The sequence below is a fragment of the Streptococcus oralis genome (assembly GCF_003944215.1).
GTDB lineage: Bacteria > Bacillota > Bacilli > Lactobacillales > Streptococcaceae > Streptococcus > Streptococcus oralis_BI.
Window position 1 is genome coordinate 187,644 of the sequence record NZ_RJVZ01000002.1, and the last position, 9,763, is coordinate 197,406.

The window sequence follows — 9,763 nt, forward strand, 5'->3', positions numbered from 1 at the left end:
ACTGCTTATTCTTGTTCAGCAGTTTCTTCTGTTGCTTCCGCTTTTGTTGCTTTCTCTGCTTCTTCAGCTTCAAAGGCTGCTTTAGCCTCTTGGGCTGCTTTTTCGCGGGCTTTTTCAAGGTCATCTACGTGGATGACATCTTCGTCCATTCCTTCATCCAAGTCGCGAAGTTCCACTTCTTGGTCATCTTCGTCAAGGACACGCATGTCAAGACCAAGAGATTGCAATTCTTTCACAAGAACTCGGAAGGATTCTGGAACACCTGGTTTTGGAATTGGTTTTCCTTTTGTAATAGCTTCATAAGCTCTCAAACGTCCGTTAATATCGTCAGACTTGTAAGTCAAGATTTCTTGAAGGACATTTGACGCACCGTAGGCTTCAAGGGCCCAAACCTCCATCTCACCGAAACGTTGTCCACCAAACTGAGCTTTACCTCCGAGTGGCTGTTGAGTAACGGTTGAGTAAGGCCCGACTGAACGCGCGTGCAATTTATCATCAACCATGTGGTGGAGTTTGATCATGTACATGACACCAACTGATACACGGTTGTCAAATGGTTCACCAGTACGTCCATCATAAAGGATTGTCTTGGCATCGCTATCCATACCTGCTTCTTTGACAGTGTCCCAAAGGTCTTCAGAACTTGCTCCGTCAAAGACTGGTGTTGCGATGTGGATACCAAGCGTACGTGCTGCCATACCAAGGTGGAGTTCCATAACCTGACCGATATTCATACGTGATGGCACCCCAAGTGGGTTCAACATGATATCGACTGGAGTTCCGTCTGGAAGGTAAGGCATGTCTTCTACAGGAACGATACGAGAGACAACCCCTTTGTTTCCGTGACGTCCGGCCATCTTATCTCCGACCTTGATCTTACGTTTTTGAGCGATGTAGACGCGAACCAACATGTTAACGCCTGATTGCAACTCATCTCCATTTGCACGTGTAAAGATCTTAACATCACGAACGACACCATCGGCACCGTGTGGTACACGAAGAGAAGTATCACGCACTTCACGAGACTTGTCTCCGAAGATAGCGTGCAAGAGGCGTTCTTCAGCTGAAAGATCTTTTTCACCCTTAGGTGTGACTTTACCTACAAGGATATCGCCTTCTTTAACCTCAGCACCGATACGGATAATCCCCATTTCGTCAAGGTTTTTAAGGGCATCTTCCCCAACGTTTGGAATCTCACGAGTAATTTCTTCAGGCCCAAGCTTTGTATCGCGCGTTTCTGATTCGTATTCTTCGAGGTGGACAGATGTGTAGACATCGTCTTTCACCAGGCGTTCGCTCATGATAACGGCATCTTCGAAGTTGTAACCTTCCCAAGTCATGTAGGCAACGATTGGGTTTTGTCCAAGCGCCATTTCTCCATTTTCCATAGAAGGTCCGTCAGCGATAAAGTCGCCTTTTTCAACGACATCACCAACTTTAACGAGGGTACGTTGGTTGTAGGCAGTACCTGAGTTTGAACGGCGGAATTTTTGAATGTGATAAACATCTAGGGAACCATCTTCACGGCGAACTTCTACCTTGTCCGCATCTGCGTAGGTAACTTTACCATCATGCTGAGCAATAACCGCAGCTCCAGAGTCATGGGCTGCTTGATATTCCATACCAGTACCAACGTAAGGCGCTTTTGGATCAATCAAAGGCACAGCCTGACGTTGCATGTTGGCACCCATGAGGGCACGGTTTGAGTCATCGTTTTCCAAGAAAGGAATACATGCTGTCGCAACGGCAACTACCTGTTTTGGTGAAACGTCCATGTAGTCAACTACTTCTGCTGGATACTCTTGGTTGACCCCTTGGTGACGTCCCATGACAACCTTCTCAGCAAAAGTACCATCTTCGTTGAGGCGAGAGTTAGCCTGCGCTACAGTATATTCATCTTCTTCATCGGCTGTCAACCAAACAATCTCGTTGGTCACAACACCTGTTTCACGATCAACCTTACGGTATGGTGTTTGAACAAATCCATACTTGTTAAGATGTCCGTAAGATGACAAGTTATTGATCAAACCGATGTTAGGTCCTTCAGGTGTCTCGATTGGACACATACGACCATAGTGAGTGTAATGCACGTCACGTACTTCATATCCAGCACGGTCACGTGTCAAACCACCAGGTCCCAAGGCTGACAAACGGCGTTTGTGAGACAACTCAGAAAGCGGGTTGTGTTGGTCCATGAACTGTGACAACTGTGATGAACCAAAGAATTCTTTAACTGCAGCTGTTACAGGACGGATATTGATAATTTGTTGCGGTGTTAAAACTTCATTGTCCTGAACAGACATGCGCTCACGGACATTACGTTCCATACGAGAAAGTCCAAGACGTACTTGGTTGGCAAGCAATTCACCAACTGCACGGATACGACGGTTTCCAAGGTGGTCAATATCATCCACACGTCCGATGCCTTCCGCCAAGTTGAGGAAGTAGCTCATCTCTGCAAGGATATCCGCAGGAGTTACAACACGAACCTTGTCATCTGGATTGGCATTCCCAATGATGGTTACGACACGGTCTGGATCTGTTGGCGCAACAACCTTGAACTTTTGAAGGACAACCGGTTCTGTCAAAACAGCTGCATCGTTTGGAATATAAACGATCTTGTTCAAGTCGCCATCCAAGTGATGCTCGATGCTCTCAATCACGCTACGAGTCATAACTGTGCCAGCTTCTACCAAGATTTCACCAGTTTCTGGATCTACCAATGGCTCCGCAATGGTTTGGTTGAGCAAGCGTGTTTTGATGTTGAGTTTTTTATTGATCTTGTAACGACCAACTGCCGCTAAATCGTAGCGACGTGGATCAAAGAAACGTGCCACAAGTAAGCTACGTGAGCTTTCAGCAGTCTTAGGCTCACCTGGACGAAGGCGTTCATAAATTTCTTTCAAGGCTTCGTCTGTACGAGAATCCATTGGATTCTTGTGGATATCTTTTTCAACAGTATTGCGAACCAACTCACTATCACCAAAGATATCAAAGATTTCATCATCACCTGAGAAACCAAGCGCACGAACCAATGTCGTAAATGGAATCTTACGGGTACGGTCGATACGAGTATAGGCGATGTCTTTTGAGTCACTCTCCAGTTCCAACCAAGCTCCACGGTTAGGGATAACAGTTGAACCGTAGCCCACTTTACCGTTCTTGTCTACTTTGTCATTAAAGTAGACACCTGGTGAGCGGACCAACTGAGATACGATGATACGTTCACCACCGTTGATGATGAAGGTTCCCATCTCGGTCATGATTGGGAAATCACCAAAGAAGACTTCTTGAGTCTTGATTTCGCCTGTTTCTTTATTGATCAAGCGGAAGGTTACAAAAATGGGTGCTGAGTAGCTAGCATCATGGATACGAGCTTCTTCTAGCGTGTATTTTGGTTCCTTGATCTCATAGCCAACAAACTCCAACTCCATTGTGTCTGTGAAGTTTGAAATTGGCAATACATCTTCAAATACTTCCTTAAGTCCGTGGTCTAGGAAATCTTTGAATGAATCCGTTTGAATTTCAATCAAATTTGGTAAGTCAAGAACTTCTTTGATTCTTGAAAAACTACGACGGGTACGATGTTTCCCGTATTGAACGTCATGTCCTGCCAAGATGATTCTCCTTTGTAAATAAGTTTCAAGCCTTGTCAATCAGGCTTTTCTAATCGTCATATGGTTTTAAAAAACCTTATCACCATGTCCCTTTGATGAATTTTCAGAATCTTTAAATCTTTGTTACAAAGACTCGAAAACCTGAAAAAAAAGCACAAAAAGAGCAGCTAAATCCGACTTTTTCAGGAGATTTAACTGCTGTGAGTCCTGTCTGGACAATATTTCAGACAAAACCTACGACAAATGATTACTCATATTATACCTTATTTAGCCAGATTTTTCAAGGTTTTATTACTATTTTTTAAACAATCTTTTCCTATATATTATTTTAAAATTTCAAGAGAATGAAGCATTATATTTTCTCTCAAAAACAGGAAAACGCTTGCACTAATGTTTACCTCGTGCTATACTGATAGGGAACAACTACACAAGGAGAATTGTAATGAAAAAGAACCCATCTCAAACTGAGAAAAAAATGATTTATGGTATCCGTTCCTTGAAGAACGGAACTGGTTCTGTCCTTATCGGTGCCAGCATTATCCTGCTTTCTGCTACAATGCCAACCATTTCGGCTAACGAAAACCTGCCTCAAACTCAGGAAAATACTAGCGCTGTGACCAAGGCCCCTACTGAGACTGAAACGAGTCAAACTCAAAAGGAAACGCCTATTTCTGAACAAAAGAATGCAAACGCTTCCCTTGATTCTAAAAAGGAAGCTCCAGCTGTGGAAACTACTACAGCACCAGAAACACCTAAAACAGAAGACGCTAGCACAATCCAGGCTAACAGCAAAGAAGAGAAAGTAGATGCCAGCACTTCGGCGCCAACTTCAGATCAAAAACCACAAGCTGACACATCATCTGAAGAACCCATCGCAGACAACCACTTCCGCATTCATGTAAAAAAACTTCCTGAAGAAAACAAGGATTCTCAAGGTCTTTGGACTTGGGACGATGTTGAAAAACCGTCTGAAAACTGGCCCAATGGAGCCAAGTCCTTCAAGGATGCCAAGCAAGATGACTACGGCTATTACCTAGATGTCAAACTCAAAAATGAGCAAGCCAAGAAAGTCAGCTTCCTTATCAACAATTCCAAGGGGGACAACCTGACAGGGGACCGTTCTGTAGAGCGCCTCTCTCCAAAAATGAACGAGGCCTGGCTAGATGAAAACTACAAGGTATACAACTACCGTCCTCAACCAGCAGGAACTGTCCGTGTCAACTACTATCGCACCGACGGCAACTATGACAAAAAATCTCTCTGGTATTGGGGCGATGTCAAAAATCCAAGCAGTGGAGAATGGCCTGACGGTACTGACTTTACCGCAACTGGAAAATATGGCCGTTACATTGATATCCCACTCAATGAAGCTGCAAGAGAATTTGGATTCTTATTACTAGACGAAAGCAAGAAAGGCGATGATGTGAAAATCAGAAAAGAAGATTATAAATTCACTGATCTAAAAAATCACAGTCAAATCTTCCTCAAAGATGATGACGAGACCATCTATACCAACCCTTACTATGTACACGATATCCGCATGACTGGTGCCCAACATGTGGCTAAGTCTCGTATCGAAAGCAGCTTTTCTACCCTAGTTGGAGCTAAGAAAGACGACATCCTCAAACACTCCAGCATCACTGATTACCAAGGGAATAAAGTAGCTATCACAGACGTGGAAGTGGATGAGGCAGGTAAAAAAGTGACCTACATCGGCGACTTCTCTGACACTCAACACCCGTACACTGTCAGCTACAATTCAGACCGATTTACCACACGTTCAAGCTGGCGCCTCAAGGATGAGTCCTACAGTTACGATGGTCCACTCGGCGCAACTCTAAAAGAAGATGGCAAGCGTGTTGACCTCACCCTCTGGTCTCCAAGTGCTGATAAGGTTTCTGTCGTTGTCTACGACAAGAAAGATCCTGAAAAGGTAGTCGGAACTGTCGCCCTTGAAAAAGGAGAAAAAGGAACCTGGAAACAAACTTTGGATGCAAACTCTGGTCTCGGTATCAGCAACTACACTGGCTACTACTACCACTACCAAATCGAGCGCCAAGGTAAAACTGTCCTCGTTCTTGACCCTTATGCCAAATCATTAGCGGCTTGGAACAGTGACCTAGCAAAAACAGATGCCGCTCATAAAGTCGCTAAGGCTGCCTTTGTCGATCCAGCGAAGTTAGGTCCGCAAGACTTGACCTATGGGAAGATTCGCAACTTCAAATCGCGTGAAAATGCCGTTATCTATGAAGCTCATGTGCGTGACTTCACTTCGGATCCTGCCATCGCAAAAGACTTGACCAAGCCATTTGGTACCTTTGAAGCCTTTATCGAAAAATTAGACTATCTCAAAGACTTGGGTGTGACCCACATCCAGCTCCTTCCAGTCTTGTCTTACTACTTTGTCAATGAATTGAAAAACCAAGAACGTTTGTCTGCCTACGCTTCAAGCAATAGCAACTACAACTGGGGATATGACCCTCAAAACTACTTCTCCTTGACTGGTATGTACTCAAGCGACCCTAAGGATCCAGAAAAACGTATTGCCGAATTCAAGAACCTCATCAACGAAATCCACAAACGTGGCATGGGGGCTATCTTGGACGTGGTCTACAACCATACTGTCAATGTTGACATTTTTGAAGATATTGAGCCAAACTACTATCACTTTATGGACGCAGACGGAACTCCACGTACTAGCTTTGGAGGCGGCCGTTTGGGAACTACCCACTACATGTCTAAACGTGTCTTGGTAGACTCTATCAAGTATCTAGTTGAAACCTACAAAGTGGATGGTTTCCGTTTCGATATGATGGGAGATCACGATGCGGCTTCAATCGAAGAAGCTTACAAGGCTGCACGCGCCCTTAATCCAAATCTAATCATGCTTGGAGAAGGTTGGAGAACCTATTCTGGTGACGAAAACATGCCTACTAAACCTGCTGACCAAGACTGGATGAAACATACCGATACTGTCGCTGTCTTTTCAGACGACATCCGTAACAACCTCAAGTCTGGTTATCCAAACGAAGGCCAACCTGCCTTTATCACAGGTGGAAAACGCGATATCAATACTATCTTTAAAAATCTCATTGCCCAACCAACTAACTTTGAAGCAGACAGTCCCGGAGACGTTATCCAGTATATCGCAGCCCATGATAACTTGACCCTCTTTGACATCATTGCCCAGTCTATCAAAAAAGACCCAAGCAAGGCGGAAAACTACGCTGAGATCCATCGTCGTTTGCGACTTGGAAACCTCATGGTCTTGACTGCTCAAGGAACTCCGTTTATCCACTCTGGACAGGAATATGGACGTACCAAACAATTCCTTGATCCAGCCTATAAGACTCCTGTTCCAGAGGATAAGGTTCCAAACAAGTCTCACTTGTTGCGCGACAAGGACGGCAAGCCATTTGTCTATCCTTACTTTATCCATGACTCTTACGACTCTAGTGATGCTGTCAACAAGTTTGATTGGACCAAAGCAACAGATGGCAAAGCATATCCTGAAAATGTCAAGAGCCGTGACTACATGAAAGGTCTGATTGCTCTTCGTCAATCTACAGATGCCTTCCGACTCAAGAGTCTACAAGATATCAAAGAGCGCGTCCAACTCATTACTGTCCCAGGCCAAAATGGTGTTGAAAAAGAAGACGTGGTCATCGGCTACCAAATCACTGCTCCAAATGGAGATATCTACGCAGTCTTTGTCAATGCAGATGATAAGGCTCGGGAATTCAACTTAGGAACTTCCTTTGCTCACTTGAGAAAGGCTGAAGTCCTCGCAGATGAAAACCAAGCAGGACCAGTAGGAATTGCCAACCCTCAAGGTCTCGAATGGACTGAAAAAGGCTTAAAATTGAACGCTCTCACTGCTGTCGTTCTCCGCCTGTCTCAAGGTGGTGCCATCGTCGCTCCAGCTGTGGAAGAAAAACCAGAATTTGATCTTTCTAGCTTGGAAGTTGAATCAGAACAAGGTCAAGCTCAAAGCCTAGCAGCCAATCCTGAAACTCAAGAAACTACTACAGAGACTCTTTCTCAGAACCTCCTTCCAAACACAGGTACTGAGAACAAATCCCTCCTTGCCCTAGCTGGATTCAGTATCCTCGCCCTTCTCGGACTTGGATGGTTGATGAAAAACAAGAAAAAGAACTAATACTCAATGAAAATCAAAGAGTAAACTAGGAAGCTAGACGTAGGCTGCTCAAAGCACAGCTTTAAGGTTGTAGATAAGGCGAAGCTGACCTGGTTTAAAGAGATTTTCGAAAAGTATAACCTAGCCCTCCTATAGAGAAAACACCCCATGATTAGAAGAATCTTCTAGTCATGGGGTGTTGTTTGCAGACTCTATAATATTTGTAGTGGGTAAATCCCCTATAGATATTATGGAGCCTATTTTGTTGTAGAAGAAAAGTCCCATATGACCTATAATGAAAAGCGATCAAACCATCATTAGAAAGAATCTTATGGAATCATTACATTTTATCACAAACCTACTAGACATTAAAGACCCTAACATCAAGAGTGTAGATATTATCAATATGGAGCCCCCACAAGGAAATCACTGAAGAAATATGATTTTCAAAAACCGTCTAAGATTCCTTCCCCTGAAACGACTGGCATGCCTACTAGAATTCTCCTTAAAAACGCCGTTTAAAGTGCTATCATTGCTCAAAAACCAGTTGAAAAAACTTCTATGACCGATATCGCTCACCAGCTTTCCATTTCAACTTCAACCGTCATTCGGAAGCTCAATAACTTTAGTCAACTTCATAAGACTATGTCCTGAGACGAGTACGCCTTTAAAATGAGTTTTATCCGTACAAGGCTTTAAGAATCTCAATATTATCACTGTCCTTGAATGCAGAACACAAGCGATTATTCAAAATCGCTTTCAGGCTGTCTTTCAAACCTTTCTCAAGGACAAAGAGAAAATCATTAATGCCCTTGAATCACTCTATTCCAAAGCCAAACTAGAAGCAACCAATCATCTCATTAAACTCAAAACTCATCAAACGCAATATCTTTGGTTTTCGGAACTTTGACAATTTTAAAACTAGAATTCTCGTCGCTTTGAATATCAAAAAGGAGAGGACCGATTTAGTCCTCTCCAGAGTATGACTTTTTGGTAATCCACCACAGTTGACAAATAGGCAAAAAAAGATACTCACTTAAGTATCTTGGTCAATAAATCAATCGGGAAGACAGGATTCGAACCTGCGACACCTTGGTCCCAAACCAAGTACTCTACCAAGCTGAGCTACTTCCCGAGTTAAATAGAAAAAATGCACCCTAGAGGATTCGAACCTCTAACCGCCTGATTCGTAGTCAGGTACTCTATCCAGTTGAGCTAAGGGTGCTCATTATTATATGCCGAGGACCGGGATCGAACCGGTACGATCGTTTCCAATCGCAGGATTTTAAGTCCTGTGCGTCTGCCCTAGTTTTAATGCCGGCTACATGACTTGAACACGCGACCCTCTGATTACAAATCAGATGCTCTACCAACTGAGCTAAGCCGGCTAATTTCTATTATGCGGGTTAAGGGACTTGAACCCCCACGCCGTTAAGCGCCAGATCCTAAATCTGGTGCGTCTGCCAATTCCGCCAAACCCGCAAATATGACCCGTACTGGGCTCGAACCAGTGACCCATTGATTAAAAGTCAATTGCTCTACCAACTGAGCTAACGAGTCTAAAATAACTTCCGTTATCTTACGGTCCCGACGGGAATCGAACCCGCGATCTTCGCCGTGACAGGGCGACGTGATAACCGCTACACTACGGGACCTATGGGAGTTAACGGGATCGAACCGCTGACCCTCTGCTTGTAAGGCAGATGCTCTCCCAGCTGAGCTAAACTCCCAAAAAGGAAGCCTCTAAACTTCCTATTCTGCTAAGCGACTTCCATATCTCACAGGGGGCAACCCCCAACTACTTCCGGCGTTCTAGGGCTTAACTGCTGTGTTCGGCATGGGTACAGGTGTATCTCCTAGGCTATCGTCACTTAANTCTGAGTAATACCTACTCAAAATTGAATATCTATCAAATANCNAGAAAACCTTACACTNCGTNTTCTCAGTTACTTTGGATAAGTCCTCGAGCTATTAGTATTAGTCCGCTACATGTGTCGCCACACTTCCA

The 9,763-nt window shown here is 44.1% G+C and carries 2 protein-coding genes, 7 tRNA genes, 1 rRNA gene and 1 pseudogene; 2 read left to right on the top strand and 9 right to left on the bottom strand.

Annotation, left to right across the window (positions count from 1 at the left end; genetic code table 11):
- Positions 1-5: 5 nt before the first annotated feature.
- A complete protein-coding gene (gene rpoB / locus D8804_RS02000) occupies positions 6-3,617 on the bottom strand; it encodes a DNA-directed RNA polymerase subunit beta (protein ID WP_125398658.1) in 3,612 nt (1,203 codons plus the stop codon).
- Between the two features lie 442 nt (positions 3,618-4,059).
- On the opposite strand from rpoB, the gene D8804_RS02005 reads away from it, so the two are divergent.
- Positions 4,060-7,776, top strand: coding sequence for a pullulanase (locus D8804_RS02005; RefSeq protein WP_125398659.1), 3,717 nt, complete (start codon positions 4,060-4,062; stop codon positions 7,774-7,776).
- Positions 7,777-8,086: 310 nt separating this feature from the next.
- Positions 8,087-8,741 (top strand): annotated as a pseudogene (locus D8804_RS02015) (transposase).
- A 75-nt stretch (positions 8,742-8,816) separates the two neighbouring features.
- Here the strand turns inward: D8804_RS02015 and D8804_RS02020 are convergent.
- The 8 genes from D8804_RS02020 to rrf form a co-directional block, all read right to left on the bottom strand.
- Positions 8,817-8,890 (bottom strand) — tRNA-Pro (locus D8804_RS02020).
- 16 nt (positions 8,891-8,906) lie between these two features.
- Positions 8,907-8,980 (bottom strand) — tRNA-Arg (locus D8804_RS02025).
- A gap of 90 nt (positions 8,981-9,070) precedes the next feature.
- A tRNA-Thr gene (locus D8804_RS02030) sits at positions 9,071-9,143 on the bottom strand.
- 12 nt (positions 9,144-9,155) lie between these two features.
- A tRNA-Leu gene (locus D8804_RS02035) sits at positions 9,156-9,237 on the bottom strand.
- Between the two features lie 5 nt (positions 9,238-9,242).
- Positions 9,243-9,315, bottom strand: a tRNA-Lys gene (locus tag D8804_RS02040).
- A 22-nt stretch (positions 9,316-9,337) separates the two neighbouring features.
- A tRNA-Asp gene (locus tag D8804_RS02045) sits at positions 9,338-9,410 on the bottom strand.
- A gap of 2 nt (positions 9,411-9,412) precedes the next feature.
- Positions 9,413-9,485, bottom strand: a tRNA-Val gene (locus D8804_RS02050).
- Between the two features lie 29 nt (positions 9,486-9,514).
- Positions 9,515-9,630: ribosomal RNA gene (gene rrf / locus D8804_RS02055) — 5S ribosomal RNA — on the bottom strand.
- Between the last annotated feature and the right edge of the window lie 133 nt (positions 9,631-9,763).